At 39.7% G+C, this 24,004-nt stretch carries 28 protein-coding genes; 6 read left to right on the forward strand and 22 right to left on the reverse strand.

The features are described 5' to 3' along the window. From K1I67_RS04855 to K1I67_RS04930, 16 genes are all read right to left on the reverse strand, one after another. Positions 1–1,401, reverse strand: coding sequence for a bifunctional Cof-type HAD-IIB family hydrolase/peptidylprolyl isomerase (locus K1I67_RS04855; RefSeq protein ID WP_223339067.1), 1,401 nt, complete (start codon positions 1,399–1,401; stop codon positions 1–3). A gap of 80 nt (positions 1,402–1,481) precedes the next feature. Then, positions 1,482–1,991, reverse strand: a complete 510-nt coding sequence (locus K1I67_RS04860; RefSeq protein ID WP_223339068.1) for a GNAT family N-acetyltransferase — start codon at positions 1,989–1,991, stop codon at positions 1,482–1,484. Between the two features lie 368 nt (positions 1,992–2,359). Further along, positions 2,360–2,599, reverse strand: coding sequence for a 30S ribosomal protein S18 (gene rpsR, locus K1I67_RS04865; RefSeq protein WP_000068664.1), 240 nt, complete (start codon positions 2,597–2,599; stop codon positions 2,360–2,362). Between the two features lie 31 nt (positions 2,600–2,630). After that, positions 2,631–3,101: a single-stranded DNA-binding protein SsbA gene (gene ssbA, locus K1I67_RS04870; RefSeq protein ID WP_223339069.1), complete on the reverse strand. Its 471-nt coding sequence runs from the start codon at positions 3,099–3,101 to the stop codon at positions 2,631–2,633. A gap of 11 nt (positions 3,102–3,112) precedes the next feature. Continuing rightward, entirely contained in the window at positions 3,113–3,403 is a 291-nt protein-coding gene (gene rpsF / locus K1I67_RS04875) for a 30S ribosomal protein S6 (protein WP_049530661.1), read from the reverse strand. A gap of 128 nt (positions 3,404–3,531) precedes the next feature. Next, the gene (locus K1I67_RS04880) at positions 3,532–4,188 is read right to left on the reverse strand and encodes a CBS domain-containing protein (RefSeq protein ID WP_223339070.1); all 657 of its coding nucleotides are present in this window, start codon (positions 4,186–4,188) and stop codon (positions 3,532–3,534) included. A gap of 407 nt (positions 4,189–4,595) precedes the next feature. After that, positions 4,596–5,306 carry an ABC transporter ATP-binding protein gene (locus K1I67_RS04885; protein WP_000062228.1) on the reverse strand — a complete coding sequence of 237 codons (711 nt, stop codon included), beginning with the start codon at positions 5,304–5,306 and terminating at the stop codon, positions 4,596–4,598. Beyond that, the gene (locus tag K1I67_RS04890) at positions 5,306–6,070 is read right to left on the reverse strand and encodes an ABC transporter ATP-binding protein (protein ID WP_001185990.1); all 765 of its coding nucleotides are present in this window, start codon (positions 6,068–6,070) and stop codon (positions 5,306–5,308) included. Before K1I67_RS04890 ends, K1I67_RS04885 begins: the two co-directional genes overlap by 1 nt. Continuing rightward, on the reverse strand, positions 6,070–7,026 hold the full coding sequence (locus K1I67_RS04895) for a branched-chain amino acid ABC transporter permease (protein ID WP_223339071.1): 957 nt from the start codon (positions 7,024–7,026) through the stop codon (positions 6,070–6,072). Before K1I67_RS04895 ends, K1I67_RS04890 begins: the two co-directional genes overlap by 1 nt. A gap of 3 nt (positions 7,027–7,029) precedes the next feature. Further along, positions 7,030–7,899: a branched-chain amino acid ABC transporter permease gene (locus K1I67_RS04900; RefSeq protein WP_223339072.1), complete on the reverse strand. Its 870-nt coding sequence runs from the start codon at positions 7,897–7,899 to the stop codon at positions 7,030–7,032. 116 nt (positions 7,900–8,015) lie between these two features. Continuing rightward, positions 8,016–9,173, reverse strand: coding sequence for an ABC transporter substrate-binding protein (locus K1I67_RS04905; protein WP_223339073.1), 1,158 nt, complete (start codon positions 9,171–9,173; stop codon positions 8,016–8,018). A 78-nt stretch (positions 9,174–9,251) separates the two neighbouring features. Beyond that, a complete protein-coding gene (locus tag K1I67_RS04910; protein WP_223339074.1) occupies positions 9,252–9,530 on the reverse strand; it encodes a YlbG family protein in 279 nt (92 codons plus the stop codon). A 78-nt stretch (positions 9,531–9,608) separates the two neighbouring features. Next, positions 9,609–10,199 carry an ATP-dependent Clp protease proteolytic subunit ClpP gene (gene clpP / locus K1I67_RS04915; RefSeq protein ID WP_000613459.1) on the reverse strand — a complete coding sequence of 197 codons (591 nt, stop codon included), beginning with the start codon at positions 10,197–10,199 and terminating at the stop codon, positions 9,609–9,611. A gap of 162 nt (positions 10,200–10,361) precedes the next feature. Beyond that, positions 10,362–10,991: a uracil phosphoribosyltransferase gene (gene upp / locus K1I67_RS04920; protein ID WP_223339100.1), complete on the reverse strand. Its 630-nt coding sequence runs from the start codon at positions 10,989–10,991 to the stop codon at positions 10,362–10,364. 87 nt (positions 10,992–11,078) lie between these two features. Continuing rightward, positions 11,079–11,546, reverse strand: coding sequence for a deoxycytidylate deaminase (locus tag K1I67_RS04925; RefSeq protein WP_223339075.1), 468 nt, complete (start codon positions 11,544–11,546; stop codon positions 11,079–11,081). Positions 11,547–11,564: 18 nt separating this feature from the next. After that, positions 11,565–12,122 carry a TetR/AcrR family transcriptional regulator gene (locus tag K1I67_RS04930; protein ID WP_223339076.1) on the reverse strand — a complete coding sequence of 186 codons (558 nt, stop codon included), beginning with the start codon at positions 12,120–12,122 and terminating at the stop codon, positions 11,565–11,567. A gap of 124 nt (positions 12,123–12,246) precedes the next feature. On the opposite strand from K1I67_RS04930, the gene K1I67_RS04935 reads away from it, so the two are divergent. From K1I67_RS04935 to K1I67_RS04955, 5 genes are all read left to right on the forward strand, one after another. Next, positions 12,247–13,092 carry a DegV family protein gene (locus K1I67_RS04935; protein ID WP_223339077.1) on the forward strand — a complete coding sequence of 282 codons (846 nt, stop codon included), beginning with the start codon at positions 12,247–12,249 and terminating at the stop codon, positions 13,090–13,092. 56 nt (positions 13,093–13,148) lie between these two features. Next, complete coding sequence (locus tag K1I67_RS04940) at positions 13,149–14,315, forward strand: NAD(P)/FAD-dependent oxidoreductase (RefSeq protein ID WP_223339078.1); 1,167 nt, start codon at positions 13,149–13,151, stop codon at positions 14,313–14,315. A 50-nt stretch (positions 14,316–14,365) separates the two neighbouring features. Next, positions 14,366–14,887 (forward strand): DUF1697 domain-containing protein, encoded by a 522-nt coding sequence (locus tag K1I67_RS04945; RefSeq protein WP_223339079.1) that lies wholly within the window; start codon positions 14,366–14,368, stop codon positions 14,885–14,887. A gap of 10 nt (positions 14,888–14,897) precedes the next feature. After that, a complete protein-coding gene (locus K1I67_RS04950; RefSeq protein ID WP_223339080.1) occupies positions 14,898–15,353 on the forward strand; it encodes an 8-oxo-dGTP diphosphatase in 456 nt (151 codons plus the stop codon). Positions 15,354–15,423: 70 nt separating this feature from the next. Next, on the forward strand, positions 15,424–15,546 hold the full coding sequence (locus K1I67_RS04955) for a chlorohydrolase (protein WP_223339081.1): 123 nt from the start codon (positions 15,424–15,426) through the stop codon (positions 15,544–15,546). A 75-nt stretch (positions 15,547–15,621) separates the two neighbouring features. Here K1I67_RS04955 and K1I67_RS04960 read toward each other — a convergent pair whose 3' ends face one another. Next, on the reverse strand, positions 15,622–16,362 hold the full coding sequence (locus K1I67_RS04960; protein ID WP_223339082.1) for a MerR family transcriptional regulator: 741 nt from the start codon (positions 16,360–16,362) through the stop codon (positions 15,622–15,624). Positions 16,363–16,593: 231 nt separating this feature from the next. On the opposite strand from K1I67_RS04960, the gene K1I67_RS04965 reads away from it, so the two are divergent. Next, the gene (locus K1I67_RS04965) at positions 16,594–17,934 is read left to right on the forward strand and encodes a sodium-dependent transporter (protein WP_223339083.1); all 1,341 of its coding nucleotides are present in this window, start codon (positions 16,594–16,596) and stop codon (positions 17,932–17,934) included. A gap of 192 nt (positions 17,935–18,126) precedes the next feature. Here K1I67_RS04965 and manA read toward each other — a convergent pair whose 3' ends face one another. From manA to spxB, 5 genes are all read right to left on the reverse strand, one after another. Next, positions 18,127–19,071 carry a mannose-6-phosphate isomerase, class I gene (manA, locus tag K1I67_RS04970; protein WP_223339084.1) on the reverse strand — a complete coding sequence of 315 codons (945 nt, stop codon included), beginning with the start codon at positions 19,069–19,071 and terminating at the stop codon, positions 18,127–18,129. A gap of 119 nt (positions 19,072–19,190) precedes the next feature. Then, positions 19,191–20,630, reverse strand: a complete 1,440-nt coding sequence (locus tag K1I67_RS04975) for a 6-phospho-beta-glucosidase (RefSeq protein WP_223339085.1) — start codon at positions 20,628–20,630, stop codon at positions 19,191–19,193. Positions 20,631–20,796: 166 nt separating this feature from the next. Further along, positions 20,797–21,375 (reverse strand): DUF3592 domain-containing protein, encoded by a 579-nt coding sequence (locus K1I67_RS04980; RefSeq protein ID WP_223339086.1) that lies wholly within the window; start codon positions 21,373–21,375, stop codon positions 20,797–20,799. A gap of 142 nt (positions 21,376–21,517) precedes the next feature. After that, positions 21,518–21,865, reverse strand: a complete 348-nt coding sequence (locus K1I67_RS04985) for a VOC family protein (protein ID WP_223339087.1) — start codon at positions 21,863–21,865, stop codon at positions 21,518–21,520. 87 nt (positions 21,866–21,952) lie between these two features. Continuing rightward, positions 21,953–23,728, reverse strand: coding sequence for a pyruvate oxidase (gene spxB, locus K1I67_RS04990; protein ID WP_048688661.1), 1,776 nt, complete (start codon positions 23,726–23,728; stop codon positions 21,953–21,955). Between the last annotated feature and the right edge of the window lie 276 nt (positions 23,729–24,004).

Raw genomic sequence — 24,004 nt, forward strand, 5'->3', positions numbered from 1 at the left:
TTAGTCCTCAATTTCAATCGTTTGAATCACGATATCTTCAACTGGCTTATCCATTGCACCTGTTTCGACACCTGCAATTGCATCCAGAACTTCGTAAGAAGCTTCATCCGCAAGTTGACCAAATACAGTATGACGACGGTCTAGGTGAGGAGTTCCACCTTGTTCTGCATAGATTTCCGCAATCGGTTCTGGCCAACCACCACGAGCAATTTCTTTCTTAGAATAAGGCAGATGTTGATTTTGGACGATAAAGAACTGGCTACCATTTGTATTTGGTCCAGCATTAGCCATGGAAAGAGCACCACGGATATTGTAAAGTTCTTCTGAGAACTCATCCTCAAATGATTCACCATAGATTGACTCGCCACCCATACCAGTTCCAGTTGGGTCTCCACCTTGGATCATAAAGTCCTTGATTATACGGTGGAAAATAACACCATCATAGTAACCATCTTTTGAAAGAGCTACAAAGTTAGCTACCGTTTTAGGAGCATGATCTGGGAAGAGCTTGATACGCAAGTCTCCGCGATTTGTCTTAATAGTCGCAATCGGACCTTCTACTGTTTCAATGTCTACTTGTGGAAAATGTAATTCTTTTTCTACCATACCAAATCCTTCTAAGGCATCGAAAATGCCATCTTCTTCTAATATTTTTGTAATATAATCTGCTTTTTCTTTGATTTTGTCATGAGAAATGCCCATAGCAATGCTAATACCTGCATAATCAAAGAGTTCTAAATCGTTAAGACCGTCTCCAAAGACCATCACGTTCTCAGGTTTAAGACCTAAATGTTCTACAACTTTTGCTACACCAGCTGCTTTTGAACCGGAAATTGGTACCACATCTGATGAATGGTGATGCCAACGAACTATGCGAAGTTTATCAGCAAGACTGTCAGGCAAGTGTAAGTCATCCCCCTTATCTTCAAAAGTCCACATCTGATAGATGTCTTCTTTTTGGTAAAAATCAGGATCGACACCCAAATCGGGATAAATTGGATCAATGGCCTCACTAATCAACTCAGTTCTAGTGGAGAGTTTAGCAGTATGACTACCAACTAAACCATAGTCAATCCCCACTTCCTTAGTCCAAGCAACATAGGTTTCAACCTTATCTTTAGCAATTTTGTTGCTATCAATAACATTGCCCTTTTTATCCTCAATATAAGCACCATTCAGAGTAACAAAAAAGTCAGGTTTAAGCTCGCGAATCTCTGGCACGACACCGAAAATCCCACGACCAGTCGCAATTCCAGTCAAAATACCTTTTTCACGTAATTGTTGAAATACTGTTGGAATTGAGGTTGGGATAAAACCAGTCTTTGAGTTTCGCAAAGTATCATCAATATCAAAAAAAACAATCTTTATCTTTTTCGCCTTATATCTTAATTTCGCATCCATCTCATTACCTCCTTCAATTCACTCTTTCCATTATACCATAAAGTAGAGGAATCCCATATCCCCAATAAAATCCTTGTCTCTTATCCGAATTCCTTTACTAGATACAAAACCAAATCATCATTATTTTGGCTAGTTGCATTCATTTCCAAGGGTTGATTTCGATACCAGACACCTGTCCCATCTGGAATGTAGCCCCGTCTGATATACAATCTCTGGGCAGGGCCATAGCCTAAGTGCAAACCTACACCAAGAGTGACCTTACTCGAAACAAACTTGACTCGTTTTTCTGCTTCTTCTAGCAGTTGATTCCCAATCCCTTGATTTCGAAAAGGCTCAAACACATTAAAATCTGATAATTCTGGATAGACTTCTGCAAAAGGACCATGTTTAGCAGAGGGCAAAATGGTAATGTAGCCCGCTACAGCACCCTCAACCTCTGCAACTAAGACTTCTCTCTCCCCACTTTCTTGCTCCTTAAAGTATCGAGTTAAAATCTCCTCTCTACTTGGCCAACCTTGGCTGATAAATCCTCGAGCTAGATTTTTTATGTCAGATTCTTGCATTTTTCTAATTGAACATGTCGTCTTCATAAGCTTCTCCTTTATAGCTTTCTCCTACCATTATAGCACGCCAAGGTCAGAAAAAAACTATCTCTTGAAAAAAGACCCGTCGGGGTCTTAATTCGCTTTCTTATTTTCAAGCTCATGAAAAAGAGGTCCCCCGGACCTCAACTCGCTTTCACATTTCTATGCTCGTGAAAAAAAGACCCGTCGGGGTCTTAATTCGCTTTCTTGTTTTCATGCTCATGAAAAAGAGGTCCACTGGACCTGAAAAAAGACCCAACCGGCTCTTAATTCGCTTTCTTGTTTTCAAGCACATGAAAAAGAGGGCCACTCGGACCCAAACTCGCTCTCTCATTTTAAGGCTCGTGAAAAAAAGACCCAACCGGGTCTTTTCTTTAATCTTCGTTTACGAAAGGCATCAAAGCCATTACGCGAGCGCGTTTGATAGCTGTTGTTACTTTACGTTGGTTTTTAGCTGAAGTTCCAGTTACACGACGAGGAAGGATTTTCCCACGTTCTGAAACGAAACGGCTAAGAAGCTCAGTATCTTTGTAATCAACATATTCAATTTTGTTTGCTGCGATGTAATCAACTTTTTTACGGCGTTTGAATCCGCCACGACGTTGTTGAGCCATGTTTTTTCTCCTTTATAGTATTAATTGTCCATTAGAATGGTAAATCATCATCTGAAATATCCAAAGGATTAGTTGTTCCGAATGGATTTTCATCACGTGAAAAGTCTGGTACTGAATTTGTAGGTGCTGAGTAGTTTGAACTTGGAGCAGAATAAGCTGCACCAGTATGTCCCTCACGCACACTACGGCTTTCCAACATTTGGAAATTCTCAGCCACGACTTCCGTCACATAGACACGTTGTCCTTGCTGGTTATCGTAACTACGAGTCTGGATACGACCTGTCACCCCGATAAGTGAGCCTTTTTTAGCCCAGTTAGCAAGATTTTCAGCCTGTTGGCGCCACATAACGACATTGATAAAATCAGCCTCACGCTCGCCATTTTGACTCTTAAATGTACGGTTTACTGCAAGAGTAAAAGTCGCAACTGCTACATTTGATGGGGTATAACGTAACTCAGCGTCACGAGTCATACGCCCTACAAGTACAACATTGTTAATCATAATCTACCTTCTTACGCGTCAAGTTTGACGATCATGTGACGAAGAATGTCAGCGTTGATTTTTGAAAGACGGTCAAACTCTTTAAGAGCTGCATCATCATTTGCTTCAACGTTAACGATGTGGTAAAGTCCTTCGCGGAAATCTTGGATTTCGTATGCAAGACGACGTTTTTCCCATGTTTTTGATTCAACAACAGTTGCACCGTTGTCAGTCAAGATAGAGTCAAAACGTGCTACCAAAGCGTTTTTCGCTTCTTCTTCAATGTTTGGACGAATGATATAAAGAATTTCGTATTTAGCCATTGATATGTTCCTCCTTTTGGTCTAATGACCCCAAGACATTGCAAGGGGTAAGTGAGGTTTGCTCACAATAAATTATTATACTTGAAAAAATTTTTTTTTGCAAGTAAAAACTGCTTATATTTTATTTTTTACAGTTTTTTTGCAGAAGTTTGTGTAATTTCTTCTACCTGAATATTCTCAGATTCGAATTTCTGTTTAAAGGAAGCTAGATCAACTGTTCCCTCAATTTGAACTTCGATAACAATCTTACCATCTTTACGTGGAATATTAATAGTATGAGAAATATTAAGATTTTCCTCAACGATTAAAGAAACAATCTTGCCGAGCACCCCAACTTCATTTTCTGTGATAAAACGAACACGGATTCCCTCTTCCCCATAACCAGCGATTTCAAGAAAGGCACTGAATACATCACGATCTGTAATGACTCCATACAATTGTCCGTTGTCAACAACTGGCAAAATACCAATCTTATTTTTAAGCATGAGATAAGTTGCATCTTCTAAACTTGCATAGCCTGAGACAGTAACAACATCTCGAATCATGACGTCTTTTACTTTTGTCTTATTAAGCAGATAATTCATCTCGAAAATTGAAAGACTAGTTGCTTTTGAAGGACTAGCTTCAGCGATTGTCCCTTCTGTTACCAAGCCTACCAATTTATCATTCTCAATAACAGGAAGACGGTGTAAGCCTTGTTCGCGCATCAAATCAGCTGCGTGCGCAACAGTCGTATCAGGACTAATATATACGACCTTTCGTGTCATAAAATCTTTGACTGCCATAGGAACTCTCCTTTATGTTTATAGCTTTATTATACACTTTTTACGAAAATCAATCAAACGCTTTCATCTCTTTTTCAAGATTCAGAAAACTCTGTAAGACTTTAAAAAGAGGCTGGGACAAAAGTCCTAGCCTCTCAATTGTCTTTGGATTATCGAGCAAGACGCAGTGGTTGAGTGGGTTCTACTACGCTGATTTCATCAGCTTTTACAGCCCTACTCAACTGTGCAGAGGTGGGACGACGAAATCGAATTCTAACGAATTACCGATTTCTGTCCCACTCTCTCAATATCTTGATTACGTAATTTGTCTCGCAATCCTTATCTGCAGACTAAAAAGGTCCCCCAGACTATAGAGGGATTGCATTCGCAATCTCAATCCACAACCTAAACTAGTCTCCCAGACTAGTTTAGCCACCTAGATATGCTTTTCTGACTTCGTCTGATGCTGCGAGTTCTTTACCTGTTCCTGAAAGAACGATTTTACCTGTTTCAAGAACATAGCCTCGATCTGCGATGGCTAGTGCTTTATTGGCATTTTGCTCGATCAAAAGAACAGTTGTACCTTGTTTTTGAATATCTTGAATGATATCAAAAATTTCTTGGATGAAAATTGGTGCAAGCCCCATTGATGGTTCATCTAAGAGAAGAAGTTTAGGCGTTGACATAAGCGCACGTCCCATAGCAAGCATCTGCTGTTCACCACCAGAAAGGGTAGCCGCATCTTGGTTCTTCCGTTCTTCTAAACGAGGAAAACGTGAAAATACTTTTTTTAGATTCGCTTGATTTTCTTCACGATTTTTCTTAAGGAAGGCGCCCATCTCCAAGTTTTCCATAACTGTCAAGCCAGGAAAAACGTGACGACCTTCTGGTACTTGAGAAAGTCCTGATGCTACAATCTTTTGTGCAGGCATCTTTTGGATTTCTTGTCCCAAAAATTCAATTCGACCAGAACTTGGACGCACAAGACCTGATAGGGTACGAAGGATGGTTGTCTTACCAGCACCGTTAGCACCGATAAGAGAAACAACTTCTCCTTCATTAACTTCAAAGCTCACGTCACGTACAGCTTGAATCATACCGTAGTGTACTGAGAGGTTTTCAACTTTCAACATAGACATTAGGCTTCACCTCCTAGATAAGCTTCGATAACACGTTTATTACTCTTGATTTCATCTGGTGTACCGTGAGCAATCAAACGACCGTACTCAAGGACGTAGATACGCTCAGTAACTTCCATAACCAAGTTCATATCATGTTCGATCAGCATGATAGTAATTTTGAATTCATCTTTGATGCGACGAATCAACTCAGTCAATTCTGCAGTTTCTTGTGGGTTCATACCCGCTGCAGGCTCATCCAAGAAGAGGATTTTAGGCTCTGTAGCAAGAGCACGAACAATTTCCAAACGACGTTGTTGACCATAGGCTAGATTTTTAGCTAAAGTTTCAGCATCTCCATCCAAATCAAAGATTTTTAGTAATTCTAAGGCTTTAGCTTTCAACTCTTTTTCATTCTTGTAAAAAGCTGGTAAGCGCAAGAAACTTGCAAACACATGTTGCTTATGGTGATTACTAAATGCAATCAAAACATTATCCAAAACTGTTAAATCTTTAAATAGACGGATGTTTTGGAAGGTACGCCCTAAACCTAGAGATGCGATTTTATAGGGTTGCTTGCCATTTAACAAGTGACCATCCAAGGTTACTGTTCCTTCGCTTGGTTCATAAACACCTGTCAACAAGTTGAAGAGGGTTGTTTTCCCAGCACCATTCGGTCCAATCAAACCAACAAGTTCACCTTCGTTCAATTCGAGAGTGACGTCCCCAACGGCTGTCAGACCACCAAAATGTTTGGTTAAATTTTTTACTTCAAGCAATGCCATTAGTTTTGTCCCTCCTTCTTGCCTTTTTTAAAGAGACGTGATAGGCTCAATTCCCAAGTCCCAAGAAGACCACCTGGTCTGAAGATCATAACGAGTACTAAGGCCAAAGCATAGATAATCATACGAACGCTGGCCACGTCTTGAAGGAGCATGTTCAAGATTCCAAGCACGATTGCAGCAACAATTGCCCCTGTAATGGATCCTAAACCACCAAATACAACGATAATCAATACATTGATAGAGTTGATGAACGTATAATCTTTTGGTACGACTGATCCGATAAACCCTGACTGAAGAGTACCTGCGATACTTGCAGTAACAGCACCAAAAACAAAAGCAATGATTTTAATTTTTGTAGTATTTACCCCTACTGACTCAGCAGCAATCTCATCTTCACGAACGGATAAGGTTAAACGTCCGATAGGACTGCGAAGGAAATTAAGAGTGGCAATCGTTGTAATCACTGCAAAAAAGTAGACCATTTGCCAAGTTGTAAAGTTAGGAATTCCCAAAATACCAGCAGCACCATTAGTTAGTTCACCACCATTAACAATACAGATTCGAATGATCTCAGCAACACCTAGTGTTGCAACCGCAAGGTAGTCCCCTTTCAAACGTAAGGTAGGAATACCAACGATGAGGGCAACTAAACCAGCAATAATGGCGCCGAGCAACATAGCTCCAAAGAATGCACCATAGGTTGGAGATTTTGATCCAATAATGGCTGCTGCATAAGCACCAATAGCCATAAATCCAGCATGTCCAAGTGAAAACTGACCAGAGAACCCAACGATTAGGTTAAGACCTACTGCTAGAATAATATTGATACCGATTTGTTCAATAATCTGAATATGGAAAAGATTCAAGACTCCTACTGAAACCAATAGGCTAATTAAACCATATCCAAGCAACAAAAGGAATAACCATAGAATATTAACTTTTAAATTTTCTTTCATTGTTTACACCTTCTCTTTCACATTCTTACCGAGGATACCAGCTGGACGAACAATCAAGATTAAGAGCAAGATTCCATACACGATGGCATCACGGAAATCTGACATTCCGAAGGCGGTAGCAAATGTCTCCAAAAGACCAATAACAAAGCCACCCAGAGCTGCACCAGGGATAATTCCGATACCACCAAGAACGGCAGCCACAAATGATTTAATACCTGGAGTCATTCCCATCAATGGTTCAAGAGAGTTATAGTAAAGTGCAATCAAGACACCCGCTGCACCAGCTAGAGCTGAACCCAATGCAAAGGTAAAACTGATTGTACGGTTCACGTTAATCCCCATCAGCTGAGCAGCATCACTATCTACAGAAACGGCACGCATGGCTTTCCCCATCTTGGTTTTTTGCACGATGAGTTGTAGAAGAACCATCAAAACAAGTGAGACAGTCAAAATCAACAATTGAATATTTGTTAAACTGATTGGACCTAAGTCATAACGAACTGTTTGGATTGCTTGAGGAAATGCCCGTGTGTTAGCTCCGACTAGATAGACCATCCCATACTCAAGTAAGAAGGATACTCCGATGGCTGTAATCAATACAGAGATACGAGTTGAATGACGTAATGGACGATAAGCTAGGAACTCAATGATAACACCAAGAATTGCTGTTCCGACCATTGATAAAATCAAGGCAACAAAGAAATTTAATTGCAAGGAATTAATCAAATAATAACCCATAAAAGCACCCATCATATAAATATCTCCGTGGGCAAAGTTAATGAGCTTGATAATTCCATAAACCATAGTATACCCCAGGGCTAGCAGTGCATAGACACTCCCCAAGATTAGACCATTGACAAGTTGTTGAAGCATATGGTTCACTCTTTCTAATTAGTTTTTTTAGGATTTTTATAAAAAAATAATCCTTTCATAAACACCGAAACAGGGAGTGAGTAAAAGCTCATTCCCCATTTACGATATCTACTAGATTAAGGTTTAACCGACTCAACTGACTCAACTTTACCATCTTTTAAGCCAATCATAAGTGCAGATTTAACCGGATTATGGTCTTTGTCAATAGACATTGTACCAGTAACACCTTCCAAGTCTTTCAACTTCGCAAGGTTGTCTTTCAATTCGACAGAGTTCTTAGCACCTTTAGATGCTTCCGAAATCATGTAAACTGAATCATATGCCAAGGCTGCAAACATTGAAGGTTCTTCGTTGTATTTCGCTTTATAAGCTTCTACGAATTTCTTGGCTTTATCAGTCATTTCACCTTCAGTAGAGAATCCAGCTACGTAGTAGATGTCTGTAGCTGCAGCAGGTGTTGCTTGTTCAACGAATTTAGCATCACTAAATCCATCACCACCGATTATTGGTTGTTTGATTCCCATACCACGTGCTTGGTTTACAATTTTACCAGTTTCAGTGTAGTACCCTGGAAGGACAATGGCATCGAAGTCTTTATCTTTGATTTTTGTAAGTGCGGCTTGGAAATCTGTATCCTTAGATTGGAACGTTTCTGTCGCTACAATTTCACCTTTATAAGATTTCTTGAAAGATTCAGCAATCCCTTTAGCATAGTCAGATGAGTTATCGTAGTATAGAACGACTTTCTTCGCTTTCAAGTTATCAGTTGTGTATTTAGCAATAATTTGTCCTTGGAAGCTATCTATGAAGGTTGCACGGAAAAGGTAATCTTGACCTTTTGTCAAATCATCTTGAGTTGCTGATGGGGTTACCAATGGTACACCTGCTTTACCAGCATTGGCAACCGCTGCGGCAGTGGCACCTGAAGTTGCAGGTCCTACAAGAGCGTTCACTTTTGATTGGGTAACAAGGTTTGTTGTAACGGTAGCTGCTTCAGCTGTCTCAGATTTGTTATCTTTGTCTACAACTTCGATTTGTTTTCCATCGATACCACCAGCTGCGTTGATTTCATCAACGGCCAATTGAGCACCTTTTTGTTCAGCGCTACCGTAGGCTGCTACTTCACCAGTTTTTTCAAAGTTAAAACCGATTTTTAGTTCTTTGCCGATTTCGTTACCAGTTGAGTTTGAAGCTCCTGACTTCACTTCTCCACAAGCTGCTAAAACAGCTACACTTGCAAGAGCTACAAGTGATAAGGCAAATTTTTTCTTCATGTTTGTCTCCTTTTAATATTCAATTTAAATTATATGTTAAGAATATACCGAATTATCAGAAAATTGTCAATACATTTATCACGATTTTTGCATGATAACGTTTTCGCTATTTCTGTATAGACTACCAACAAAAGGAGTTTCCAATTCTTGGATATGACAAAGTCTCACTTTTCTGATAAATTTCTCTTTTCCTAAACGGCTCACCAGTTCTTCCACTTCTTCTGTTGGGACATAAAGTTGCAGATAACGGTGTTTTTTTGAGTGGTAACAAACATCACCATAATGACCGAGCTTTTTTGCATCACGATTATAGTATAGGTAGATAATCAGGCCAGACCGATTCTCTTTTTGAAACATATTACAACTTCCTTCTAACAATCTTCTTACTATTATACCAAAAAAAGCAAACTCAGTCGAGTTTGCTTTTAAGGATTATTAGTTTAATGAATTATTTGCCATGATTTCATCGATGAAACCATATTCAAGTGTTTCTTGAGCGCTCATCCAGTAATCACGTTCAGCATCTGCATGGATTTGCTCAACTGATTTGCCAGAATTATCTGCAAGAATTTGCTCCAAAGTCTTACGAGTTTTTAGCAAGTGTTCAGCAGCAATAGCCATATCGGTTTGCTGTGTACCACCACCTGTACCACCCATCGGTTGGTGAATCATGTATTCTGCATTTGGAAGCATGAAACGTTTACCTTTTGCTCCACTTGAAGCAATAATTGTACCCATCGAAGCAGCCATCCCCATAACGATGGTTTGGACATCTGCCTTGATAAAGTTCATAGTATCAACGATTGCTAAACCAGCTGATACTGAACCACCTGGAGTATTTACATAAAGATAGATATCTTTTGTACTATCTTGAGCATCCAAGAAAAGCAATTGGGCAATGACTGAGTTTGCCATATTGTCTTCGACTGGTCCAGTCAACATGATGATACGATCTTTTAGAAGACGTGAGTAAATATCATATGAACGTTCTCCACGACTTGTTTGTTCAATAACTACAGGAATCATTCAATTCTCCTTCTGATTTCTAAATTTCTTTGTCAATAAAATTATTATATATTTTTGGTCAAAAAAGGTCAAATCTTTGCTCTATTCTAAAGACAGATACAAAAATTCAACCTCATTTCAAGACTAAAACTAGGGAAATAGTCTCAATCTCACTTTAGAATCCTATTTTGTTCCGAACAAGCGGTCACCAGCATCCCCAAGACCTGGAACAATGTAACCATGTTCGTTCAAGTGCTCATCCAAAGCTGCTGTGAAGATTTCTACATCTGGGTGAGCTTCTTGAAGAGCTTTCACACCTTCTGGAGCAGACACAAGGCAGACAAACTTGATGTTTGAAGCACCACGTTTTTTGAGGGAGTCAACAGCCAAAATCGCTGATCCACCTGTCGCAAGCATAGGGTCAACTACAAAGATTTGACGTTGGTCAATATCTTCAGGTAATTTTACCAAGTATTCTACTGGTTGAAGGGTTTCTTCGTCACGGTACATACCAATGTGACCAACTTTAGCTGCTGGAACCAAACTCAATAGTCCATCAACCATACCAATACCGGCACGCAAGATTGGGACAATTGCCAATTTTTTACCAGCCAATTGTTTTTGAACTGTTTTTGTGATTGGTGTTTCGATTTCTACATCTTCAAGTGGAAGATCACGAAGTACTTCATATCCCATCAACATTGCAATTTCATCAACTAGCTCACGAAAAGCTTTTGTAGAAGTGTCCGTACGACGCAAGATTGACAATTTGTGTTGAATCAGTGGATGATTAATAACTTCAAGTTTTCCCATTTTCTGAATTCCTTCTTTCAATTTATTCTTCTTATTATACCAAAAAATGGTCCAAAAAGCTTTTGAAACCATTTATTTTTTATAATTCTAAATCAAATCAGCTTCTTGAAGAGCTGCTTGTACTGTCTCTAGTGGCAAATGGGTCAATTCTGTCCCCTTTTCTTGATAAAGGTATTGGGCGTAGTCATCCATACGGTATTGGTTAATATACACAACACGCTCGCATCCTACTTGAAGTAATTGCTTGGTGCAGTTGAGGCAAGGAAAATGAGTGACATAGGCAGTAAATCCTTTTGGAACACCACGTTCTGCCCCTTGTAAAATAGCATTTACCTCGGCATGAAGGGTACGAACACAGTGACCCTCAATCACCAAACAGTCATGGTCAATACAATGTTCTGTTCCTGATACAGAGCCATTATAGCCTGTTGAAATAACCTTATTATCCTTGACTAAAACAGCTCCTACCTTGGCACGTTTACAGGTCGAACGATTGGCAATTAATAGAGCTTGAGCAGCAAAATACTCATCCCATGCCAGTCTTTTTTCTGTCATAACTTCTCTCCTCTTGATTTATTTTTTGAAAAATGGCAAGCGCAGATCTGCGATTTTTTCAGCAGGAACCTTCATTCCATCCTTAATCCATTTAAGCAAGACTGATACGATGGCAGAACTCCAAAAAGAATGCAGGTAAGAGCTGACTCCTTTTGATTTTCCATAGTATTTTTCTAAAAAATCTTGCATGGCTTGAACAAAGATTTTTTCCAAGTGGTAGTCCAAGGCAAGCTGAATAACCTTGGCTTCTTTCTTGGCTTCTCTAAAGAGGTGAACCCAAACCAGATAAAGATCCGTTTTGACATCGTAATGACTCAGTTGCTCCATGATATTATGGACACTGCGTTTAAAGACGCTTTCTAAAATCTCTTCTTTGGAGTCGTAGTTTCGATAAAAGGCTGCACGAGAAACGCCAGCACGCTTGACTAACTCAGAAATGCTAATCTTTGTCAAGTCCTTTTTCTCCAAAAGTTGCAAGAGAGCTGTTTCAATAGCTTCTCTGGTCAGTAAATTGGATTCTTTATTTGATTTTCTGAGATTTTCTAGGGAATTTTCAGAAATTCTTCGTTCAGCCATAACACTTCCTTTCTACTTGTGACAACAGAGCAATGAGACTTTTGTTTTAAGATTTTTCATGATATAATTGTAAAAAAAGACAGAACCTTTGTCAATGTATAAGTGATAAAGATGGAGAATTTCTATGACTTGGAAGATTGTAGCTGACTCTGGTTGTGATTATCGCCAATTGGCAAATCCTGCTATTGATACCGAATTTATCAGTGTTCCCTTAAAGATTCAAGTAGCAGATCAGGTCTTTATTGACGATGCTAATCTTGATATCGATCAAATGATGGAAACTATGTATGCAACTTCTGAAGCTTCAAAATCAGCATGTCCTAGCCCTGATGATTACTTACGTGCTTTCGAAGGTGCCAAACATATTTTTGTAGTGACCATTACCGGAACTCTTTCTGGTAGTCAAAACAGCGCTCAATTAGCTAAGAATCTCTATCTCGAAGAACATCCTGATACTCAGATTCATGTCATTGATAGTTTATCTGCTGGTGGAGAAGTTGACCTTATCGTAGAAAAAATCAATGATTTGATTGAGCAAGAACTTTCTTTTGAAGAAGTGGTTAAAGCTATTACTGCCTACCAAGAAAAAACTAAGTTACTATTCGTCCTTGCTAAGGTTGATAATCTGGTTAAGAATGGTCGCTTGAATAAACTTATTGGTACAGTTGTTGGGCTTCTCAATATTCGAATGGTTGGAGAAGCAAGTGAAACCGGAACCTTGGAACTTCTCCAAAAGGCTCGTGGTGCTAAAAAATCCCTTCAAGCTGCTTATGAAGAGTTAATCAAAGCCGGCTACGCTGGTGGTCGTATCGTCATGGCTCATCGCAGTAACGAAAAATTCTGCCAACAGCTCTCAGAACTCCTACGTGAAAAATACCCACAAGCAGATATTACTACCCTTCCAACTTCTGGACTCTGCAGTTTTTATGCAGAAGAAGGCGGACTCCTTATGGGATATGAAATTGACTAATAAATCAAACAGGAGATGACTTATCATCTCTTGTTTTTTTATGGTACAATACTCTTATGAAACATTTTGACACTATTGTAATCGGGGGAGGTCCTGCTGGTATGATGGCTACCATTTCCAGTAGCTTTTACGGGCAGAAAACCCTTCTCATTGAAAAAAATCGAAAACTTGGAAAAAAATTAGCTGGTACTGGCGGTGGCCGTTGCAACGTAACCAACAACGGAACTCTAGATGACCTTCTAGCTGGCATCCCTGGAAATGGACGCTTTCTATACAGTGTCTTCTCCCAATTTGATAACCATGATATCATCAACTTTTTTACAGAAAATGGTGTCAAACTCAAGGTAGAAGACCACGGTCGCGTTTTTCCAGCCAGCGACAAATCTCGGACTATAATCGAGGCTTTGGAAAAGAAAATCATTGAACTTGGTGGGCAAATTGCCACTCAAACAGAAATTGTTTCGGTTAAAAAGATAGACGACCAGTTTGTCCTGAAATCAGCAGACCAGACCTTTACTTGTGATAAACTCATTGTCACAACTGGTGGGAAATCTTATCCTTCTACTGGGTCTACTGGCTTTGGTCATGACATTGCTCGTCATTTCAAACACACTATTACCGAGCTTGAAGCTGCTGAAAGTCCATTATTGACAGATTTTCCACATAAGGCCTTGCAGGGAATTTCACTGGACGATGTGACCCTAAGCTATGGCAAGCATGTCATCACCCATGATCTTCTCTTTACTCACTTTGGCTTGTCAGGTCCTGCTGCACTGCGCATGTCTAGTTTTGTCAAGGGTGGGGAAATCCTCTCTCTAGATGTCTTGCCACAACTTTCTGAAAGTGATTTGCTATCATTTCTTGAAGAAAACCGTGAAAAATACTTGAAAAATACTTTGAAAACCCTGCTCCCTGAACGCTTGGCAGAATTCTTTAGTAAAGGATATCCAGAAAAAGTCAAACAACTAACAGAAAAAGAACGCGACCAACTTGTCCAGTCCATCAAGGCTCTTAAAATCCCTGTAACTGGCAAAATGTCATTGGCTAAATCCTTTGTAACTAAAGGTGGCGTTAGTCTCAAGGAAATCAATCCTAAAACGCTGGAAAGTAAGTTAGTACCTGGACTCCACTTTGCTGGCGAAGTACTAGATATCAATGCCCATACGGGGGGATTTAACATCACTTCCGCCCTCTGCACCGGCTGGGTGGCAGGCTCAAACTAGAACTATAAATGATATAGTATCTAAAGATATTGGATCAGAAAGGAGCTATTTTGGAACATATTATTTTACTGAGAGGTGTTACACCGAATGGACAAAATGCTATCCCTAAAATGTCTTATCTGGTAGATATCTTAACAGAGGCTGGTTTTCAATACGTTCGAACTTATATTCAAAGTGGAAATATTATTCTTGAAAGCGACTTAGCCATAGAAGAAATACGAGAACAAGTCCATACTCTAATAAAAGAAAAAATCGGAGCCGACTTGAAAATGGTCATTAAAAATAAGAGTGATTTTACAAAAATTGTCCAAGAAAATCCGTTTGGAGAACACTATCTTTATGACCGTATACATATAATTCTTTTTCAAAACGCTATCCAAAGTCTACCATTAGAAAAATTGAATATTGACTATGGTGAAGAAGAAATTTGTATCGGCAACCATTGTCTTTACCTCTATCTCCCTAGAACTGCAAAACGAAAAAAGCTTAATACCAACTATCTCGAAAAGCTGTTCGGCGTTGATCTGACCATGCGAAAGTTAAACGTGGTAGAAAAATTACTAACAAAATAGGAAAAATAAGATGAACAGAAGAGAATCAGTCGAATTTGTCAATATGTGCATGATTAAAAATGGAGACAAGGTTCTGGTCCAAGACCGAGTTAGTCCTGACTGGCCTGGCATTACTTTTCCTGGCGGCCATGTTGAACGTGGCGAATCCTTTGTCGATGCTGTCATTCGTGAAGTGAAAGAAGAAACTGGTCTGACCATTTCTAAACCCCAACTCTGTGGGATCAAAGATTGGTATGATGATGCAGATTATCGCTATGTTGTCCTCTTTTACAAAACTGAACACTTTACTGGTGAGCTCCAATCTTCCGACGAAGGAAAAGTCTGGTGGGAGGATTTTGAAAATCTATCTCATCTTAAACTGGCTAATGAGGATATGTCTGATATGCTTCGTGTTTTTTTGGAAGAAGATCTCAGTGAGTTCTTTTACTATAAGGATGGGGAAGACTGGTCTTACCAACTCAAATAACAGCAAATCGGCAGAGGTCTCTCCGCCGATTTTTATTTTATCTAAGTCTGTGTCCCCCTACTAATACTCAATGAAAATCAAAGAGCAAACTAGGAAGCTAGCTGCAGGTTGCTCAAAACACCGTTTTGAGGTTGTGGATAGAACTGACGAAGTCAGCTCAAAATACTATTTTAAGGTTGCAGATGGATGCTGACGTAGTTTGAAGAGATTTTCGAAGAGTACAAAATTCTGTCACTAGCTTTGTCAACCTTAGCTTAGTCTTTGAGTTTTATCGAGTTTGTGTACTTACATAGTGGGCAATGACATCTGATGTGTACTGGGCTGTTCCCTGTCCAAACTTATCAATGTTTTCCTTAAACTCTGGATTATAGACATAGCCTTTTCCGATATAACCAAAAACCTCGATAGAGCAGTCAAATCCATAAGTACGGATGGCTTGCAAGAGTTTGCCTGCCTCTTCTTGGTTTTCAGATGCTGTTGCAGGTGGACCATCTTTGAGATTTTGAGCCAAGCTTTGAAAAACCTGGTTGAAGGCAGACGTAGCCTCGTCTTCTCGTCCTTTTTGACGATCAAGTGCTTGATCCATGACTTCTTGACCATACTTGTCTACCGCCTCTTGGTGGTGTTTTTGATGGTCTTGATAGCTAAATCCAGTGAATTTTTCCTCAATAGTCATTTTTCTTTCTCCTTTTTGTTCTTGAATAGTTTTCTGCAAGGTGGAAATCAAGGTATCCAAATGTTGTCTTTCTCTAGTCAAATACTCCAACTGTCTTGTCAAATGTGGTAACAAGTCCGTCTTTTCTTCCTTCAACAGCTCTGCTATTTTTTCTAAAGAAAAGCCTAGATACTTGTAATAGAGGATAACCTGTAGTCGTTCTAAATCCTCTTGACTGTAGATCCGATAGCCATTTTCCGACTTTAAGGGAACCAAGAGACCAATCTTATCATAATGGTAAAGTGTCTTGACAGAAACACCTGAAAGTTGCGCAGCTTCTTTTATATGGAACATGATTTTCTCCTTACATAAATAGTATATACCCTCCCCTTTGGGGAGAGTCAAGTATTTTATCATATTTTTTATGAAAACATGAAAACCGCTTTCTTGACAGACTTGAAAAAACATGATAGGATTATCAAGTCTATCAATCAAATAAAAAGCTCATAAAGAGCAATTGAGAGAAGGCTATTTGACAACTCAAGTAGCCTTTTCTTATTTAGAAAACTAGATCGGAGTATAACGATGTCTGAAAAATCGCAATGGGGCTCAAAACTAGGCTTTATCCTTGCCTCTGCTGGTTCTGCTATTGGTCTCGGGGCTGTTTGGAAGTTCCCTTATATGACCGCTGCCAATGGTGGGGGAGGTTTCTTGCTGTTCTTTCTCATCTCGACACTATTGATTGGATTTCCTCTCCTCTTGGCTGAGTTTGCCCTCGGCCGAAGCGCGGGCGTATCAGCAATCAAAACCTTTGGAAAATTAGGAAATAACAAGAACTACAACTTTATCGGTTGGATCGGTGCCTTTGCTCTTTTCATCCTCTTATCCTTTTATAGTGTTATTGGTGGATGGGTTTTAGTCTATCTAGGTATCGCTATTGCTAAAGCCTTCCAAGTTGGGATTAGTAGCGACTATGCTCAACTCTTTACAGACATCATTTCAAATCCTTGGATTGCCCTTGGTTCTCAAGCTCTTTTTATCTTCCTAAATATTTTTATCGTATCTAAGGGAGTGCAAAAAGGGATTGAAAGAGCTTCTAAGGTCATGATGCCTCTGCTCTTTATCATCTTTGTCGTCATCATCGGGCGCTCTCTTAGCTTGCCAAATGCTATGGAAGGTGTGGTTTACTTCCTCAAACCTGACTTTTCAAAACTGACAAGCGCTGGACTCCTCTATGCTCTAGGACAGTCATTCTTTGCTTTGTCCCTCGGGGTTACTGCCATGTTGACCTATGCATCCTACTTGGATAAGAAAACCAATCTGGTCCAATCAGGTATGTCTATCGTTGCCATGAACATTTCTGTATCGATCATGGCAGGACTAGCTATTTTTCCAGCCATGTCAGCATTTAATATCCAGTCTGAAGGTGGTCCTAGTCTCCTCTTTATCGTCCTGCCCCAACTCTTTGACAAGATGCCTTTTGGAAGTATTTTCTATATTCTCTTCCTATTACTTTTCCTCTTTGCGACGGTTACTTCTTCTGTCGTTATGCTGGAAATTAATGTTGGAAATATCACTGACCAAGATAACGAAAAACGTAATAAATGGAGTCTTATTTTAGGTATCTTGACCTTTGTCTTTGGAATTCCTTCAGCCCTATCCTATGGGGTAATGGCGGATGTTCAAATCTTTGGAAAGACCTTCTTTGACGCTATGGATTTCTTGGTTTCCAATCTCCTCATGCCATTCGGTGCTCTTTGCTTGTCTCTTTTTACAGGCTATATTTTCAAGAAAGCACTGGCAATGGAGGAACTCCATCTAGATGAAACACCATGGAAACAAGGACTTTTCCAAGTCTGGCTTTTCCTTCTTCGTTTCATCATTCCAATTATCATCATTGTAGTCTTTATCGCCCAATTTATGTAAATACAAAAAAGAGGTTGGGACAAAAGTCCTAGCCTCTCAATTGTCTTTGGATTGTCGAGCAAGACGCAGTGGTTGAGTGGGCTCTACTACGCTGATTTCATCAGCTTTTACAGCCCTACCCAACTGTGCGGAGGTGGGACGACGAAATCGAATTCTAACGAATTACCGATTTCTGTCCCACTCTCTTTCTTTTTATGGATGACTAACAATCAATTCCAAACCTTGCCCTTCCAGAGTCCAAGCTTCAACATCACTTGGTAAGATAAAGTGGCTACCTTTTTGGATTGGATATTCCTTTCCGTCTACAGTCAGTTTCCCTTGACCAGCCAAGACACTCAACAAGCTGTAGTCAGCTGTCTTTTCAAATTCAACCTTTCCTGTGATTTCCCACTTATAAACAGCAAAGAAATCATTTGAAACCAGTAAAGTCGAACGCAAATCATCTGCTTTGACAGTCACAGGACAACTGTTAGCAGGCTCTCCGATATTCAATACGTCGATGGATTTTTCAAGGTGAAGCTCGCGCAAGTTACCATTGTCATCCTTACGGTCAAAGTCATAGACACGGTAGGTTGTATCACTAGACTGTTGTGTTTCAAGGATCAAGATACCTGCTCCAATAGCATGCATGGTTCCACTTGGTACATAGAAGAAATCTCCTGCCTTGACAGGTACTTTGGTCAGCAAGGCATCCCAGTTTTTATCTTCAATTTGCTGGCGAAGTTCTTCTTTTGACTTAGCATTGTGGCCATAGATAATCTCTGAACCTTCATCTGCAGCGATGATATACCAACATTCTGTTTTTCCAAGTTCGCCTTCATGCTCAAGTCCATAAGCATCATCTGGGTGAACTTGAACACTGAGCCAATCATTAGCATCGAGGATTTTGGTCAAGAGCGGAAATACTAGCTCTGGACGATTGCCAAATAACTCACGATGTTCTGCATACAAAGTAGCTAGGTCTGTTCCTTCATAACGGCCATTGGCTACCTTTGAAACTCCATTTGGGTGAGCTGAAATGGCCCAGTATTCTCCGATTTTTTCGTTTGGAATGTCGTAGCCAAACTCATCACGAAGTTTGGTGCCGCCCCAGATTTTTTCTTGCATAACGGAATTTAAAAATAACGGTTCTGACATCTTATTCTCCTGTCTGATTTTTCTCCCTCATTATAGCAAAAAAAGAGTCCTAATTGAACTCTTTTTTCTATCTTATAAAGAAGGGAGAAGATTTTATAAAAATAGTGAACAAATGTGTTCTACTCAATGCTTGCACCATTACTGGCAATGACATCCTTGTACCAGTAGAAGGACTTCTTCTTGCTACGTTTGAGACTTCCATGACCTTCATTATCACGATCAACATAGATAAAGCCATAGCGCTTGTTCATTTCGCCTGTTCCAGCTGAAACCAGATCGATACAACCCCAAGTCGTATAACCAAGCAAGTTAACTCCATCTTGGTAAATGGCATCTCGCATAGCCTTGATGTGGGCTTCTAGATAATCAATCCGATAGTCATCTTCTACATAACCATTCTCATCCGGTGTATCAATAGCACCGAGGCCATTCTCTACGATGAACATAGGCTTTTGGTAACGATCCCAGATAGCATTGAGGGTAATACGAAGCCCCAATGGGTCAATCTGCCACCCCCATTCTGAGGATTCTAGATAAGGATTTTTGATGGAGGCAAAGACATTTCCAGCTGTCATATCCGTCACTTCTGGATCTCCTGAGGCCACTCGGCTCGCATAGTAAGAGAAGGAAACAAAGTCAACAGTGTGATTCTTCAACAAGACCAAATCCTCTGCTGTCATTTCAATCTCAATTCCCTCACGTTCCCACTGCTTCTTGGCGTAATTCGGGTATTCCCCACGCGCTTGGACATCAATGAAGAAGTAACTCTTACGGTCTTCCTCCATGGCTGCCCAGTAGTCTCTCGGATGAGCTGTATTGGGATAGTATTGCCCCGCCGCCAACATACATCCAACCTTATTTTCTGAGTCAATTTCGTGAGCAATTTTAGTCGCAAGAGCTGAGGCTACCAACTCATGGTGAGCCGCTTGGTATTTGATTTGTTCTTGATTTTCTCCTTCTTCAAAACAAATTCCTGCTCCTAAAAAGGGGGCATGCAAAATCATATTGATTTCGTTGAAGGTTAGCCAGTACTTAACCAAGCCCTTGTAACGAGTAAAAAGGGTGCGACAGAGATTTGCGTAAAAGTCCAACATACGACGATTGCGCCATCCACCGTATTCTTCAATCAAGTGCATAGGACAGTCGAAATGCGTAATAGTTACCAGAGGTTGGATTCCATACTTCTGGCATTCCTTAAACAAATCCTCATAAAAAGCCAAACCAGCTTCATTTGGCACGCTTTCGTCGCCCTTAGGAAAAATCCGAGTCCAAGCAATAGAAAGCCGATAAGTCTTAAACCCCATTTCTGCAAAAAGGGCAATATCTTCCTTGTAATGATGGTACATATCAATAGCTTCCTTGGCTGGGTAAAAATAGCCCTCCTCAAAAGAAAACATCTTTTTCTGACCTGTGATAATGGCTTCACGATCCTTACCGATTGGAATAACATCAACATTCGCCAATCCACGACCGTCTAAATTGTAAGCACCCTCACATTGATTAGCTGCCGTAGCACCACCCCAGAGGAAACCCTCTGGAAATTGTAGTATTTCTGTCATCACTTTACCTCACATAATTTACTGGTACTATTATACTATCAAACATTTAAATAAAGCTGAAATAGCCCCAAAAAATATTTTAAGAAAAGCATTTTCTTTATAAAAAAGCTTCTACGATGAACATAGAAGCCAAATAGGGTAGTTGAAGTTTGTATACAAAACTGCTTTATTTCATAAGATTTGGAAGAATGAACATGATAAAGAAAGCTAGAGCAACCATAATAAAAACATTAAGATAGATAAAACATTTTACCAACCATGCATATCGCCCAGGTCTTAGTGGTCTTTCTACATAGGAATGTTTTGGTTTTTTAGGATCATAATAAACAGCAACTTTTCCACCAATTGGAAAGCGTTCTATAAGAGGAGATTTTGTAAAAGACAAAAAACTATTCCCCTTAACTTTGTATCTTAAAACTTGTGGAATTTCACCATTTTCAAAAGTATCCATTTTTACATCAGATACGATTGAACCTAAGGGAGTACTGATTGTATTTGAAATAGCAGATAGAAATTTAGGCCCTACGACCTTGTATTGGTTTCCATCAACAGTGTATTCAACAACTGGGAGACTAATTCCATTATAAAGAGCATAGGAATATCGGATAATAACTCCTTCCGTTCTTTCGGTACATCTCTTGGCATTTCTATAATTACTAAATATAAAATAGGAAAACATAAAATAGGTGAAGGCAGCAAAGCCTAACATCATTAATCCAAATAATAGAAAGAAAGTTGTTGGCATCTTTTTCTCCTTAAAACATGATGATGAATCTATTTTAACAGAAATGAAAGAAAAAGACCGGATTGCTCCGATCTTTCAATAGTTCATATTCTCATATTCTGTATTAAGAATAATTAAGATTAGCTTCAAATGATTAAGCGCCTTATTTCATACGATAAAAATCAAGCACTAGACCAGCAGGACCTTTAACTAATAAGGATTCTGTTCCCCAATCCGTTACAGCTGGTCCGTTTAAAACCTGGATACCAAGCTCTTTCAACCGTTGGTAGTTCTGATCTACATCCTCAACCTCGATGTGAAGAATGATGCCTGACTGAAAATCTTCCAAAGGAATCAAATGATTTTGAGACAACATAAGACAATGACTGCCAATCGTAAACTGAGCAAAGCTGTCATCAACATAATCGGACTTTTTATCCAAAATACGCTCCAAGTCAGCACAGACTTGGGGAACATCTGAAACGATAATATCTAATTGATTTAAATTCATTTACTATTCTCCATAAAAAGACCGGATGACTCCGATCTTTTTAAGTTCCACTCTGTGAAAATCAAAGAATAAATTCGACGAGAGGAATTATTTGATTGCGCGTGATTGCAACCCTTCTTCTTCCAAGAAGAGGCGGAATGGTACAAGCTCTTCAGCTTCGTATTTTTCCTTGAAGGCTTTGATTGCTTCTTCTGAGTGTTGTTTTGGATCCAACTCAAGTACTTCTACTGGAAGTGGACGATGTGGAGTGATGTGAGCATCGATAACAACAGTTTTACCTTCTTTGTTGAGTTTAACAGCTTCTGCAACAACTGCATCGATATCTTCGATACGGTCAACTGTAAATCCAATAGCTCCTTGAGCTTCAGCGATTTTCGCATAGTCAGCATTAGGGAAGTCACAACCAAACAAGTGTTTGTTTGTGTCTTCGTATTTGTCCTTGATGAAGGCATATTTACCATTTGAGAAGACAACGTTGATAACTGGAAGGTCGTATTGAACGTTGGTAATCACGTCTGGGTAGCACATGTTGAATGCACCGTCACCCATGATGTTCCATACTTGGCGATCTGGATTGTCTTTCTTAGCAGCGATACCACCAGGAAGAGCAATACCCATTGTCGCAAAGAGTGGAGATGTACGCCACATGTTCTTAGGTGTCATGTGAAGGTGACGAGTAGATGTTTGAGTAGTGTCACCTACATCGATTGAATAGATAGCGTCTTGATCAGCATGTTTGTTGATTGCATTGTAAACTTGATACAATTGCAACTCACCCTCAGTTTTGCCTTCGAGTTTGTTCATGTAATCACGCCAGTTTTGGTTATTCTTAACGTTTGCACGCCACCATGGAGTAGACTCAACTGGATTCACTTTGTCAAGGATTGCTTTCGCTGCTTGACCTGCATCACCAAGGATTGAAGCGTCTAGGGCATGACGTTTACCAAGTTTGTAAGGGTCGATATCGACTTGGATGAATTTTTCAGTATTCTTGAATGCTTCGTAAACTTCAGCAAATGGGAAGTTTGAACCTAGGAAGAGAACAGTGTCTGCTTCAAAGACTACTTCGTTGGCTGGTTTCCAACCAACACGGTAAGCAGAACCTGTCAAACCTTCATAGTTCCATTCGAAAGCTTCAAAGTTTTTACCAGTTGTGATGATTGGTGCTTTGATTTTACGTGACAATTCAGTGATCACTTCACCAGCTTTAACACCACCGTAACCAGCGTAAATCACTGGACGTTCAGCATTGTTCAAGATTTCAACAGCTTTGTCGATTTCAACTTCGTTCAAAGCAGGAGCGATGAATGAGCGCTCATATGAACCTGATCCGTAGTATGAGTTTTCGTCAATTTCTTGGAAACCAAAGTTTACTGGAATTTCAACAACGGCTGGACCTTTTTTAGAAACTGCAGCACGGCAAGCTTCGTCAATAACTTTTGGTAATTGCTCTGCGTAAGCTACACGTTTGTTGTAAACAGCGATACCGTTGTACATTGGGTTTTGGTTCAATTCTTGGAAGGCATCCATGTTGAGTTCGTTGACAGGACGTGATCCAAGGATCGCTAGGAATGGAGTGTTATCCATAGCTGCATCGTAAACACCGTTGATCAAGTGAGTCGCACCTGGACCACCTGAACCAACTGCAACACCGATAGAACCGCCAAATTTAGCTTGCATAACCGCTGCAAGAGCACCAGTTTCTTCGTGGCGAACTTGCAAGAAACGAATATCTTTGTCTTCAGCCAAAGCGTCCATAAGTGAGCTAAGTGTTCCTGATGGGATACCGTAGATAGTGTCTACGCCCCATGTTTTCAATACGTTAAGCATTGCTGCAGATGCAGTAATTTTCCCTTGAGTCATAATGATAACTCTCCTTAAAAGTTAATTTGATGAATAATAAAAGCGCTTTTATATGTTTTTTGAAAACGATTCAGTAAATTTACACTCTTAATTTATCACATTTACTTATAGTTTCATAAGAATGTGCTCAGAAACTTTCATTCTCTATTACAGTACAGATTGAAAACGGTTTGAAAATCTGTTTTAGAATAGCTAAAAAGCGGTTAAAACCGCCTTTTTATACTCAATGAAAATCAAAGAGCAAACTAGGAAGCTAGCCGCAGGCTGTACTTGAGT

Origin of the sequence: Streptococcus infantis (genome assembly GCF_019929575.1) — a bacterium.
GTDB lineage: Bacteria > Bacillota > Bacilli > Lactobacillales > Streptococcaceae > Streptococcus > Streptococcus infantis_L.